The organism is Enterobacter sp. PTB (assembly GCF_051130085.1).
Classification (GTDB): domain Bacteria; phylum Pseudomonadota; class Gammaproteobacteria; order Enterobacterales; family Enterobacteriaceae; genus Enterobacter; species Enterobacter ludwigii.
Window position 1 is genome coordinate 1 of record NZ_JBDKEE010000149.1, and the last position, 353, is coordinate 353.

The following is a 353-nucleotide window of genomic DNA, read 5'->3' on the forward strand; positions in this document are numbered from 1 at the left end:
ATTACCTTTTTGTTGCTGGGGCCTGATTTTTTCAGTCCGGCGTTTTGGTTACAAAATTCAGCAGGTTGCCGCTGAGTCCCGAAATGTGGCGCGTGAAGCGCTTGTTGACCAGGAGATTCATCGTGGACAACGCTGTGCCTGGATCCTCGCCACGCGTATCCAGCTCGCTGCAGGAAATAAACCCGGGCAGTTACTGTCTGCTATCAGCAATGCATCACCCGTCGCGGAACTGTCACCATCACGGGGCAGTTCCGCACTGGTCAATTATGCCGCAATGGTTGATTTTCGACAGGATTTGCCGAAGGCGCTGGATGATGCGGTTAACAAACTGTCATCGAGTCTGGCTGGAGTGG

The 353-nt window shown here is 53.3% G+C and carries 1 pseudogene; it reads left to right on the forward strand.

The annotated features are described in order from the left end of the window. A pseudogene (locus AAIR21_RS28035) lies at positions 1-353 on the forward strand (hypothetical protein); the annotation flags it as partial.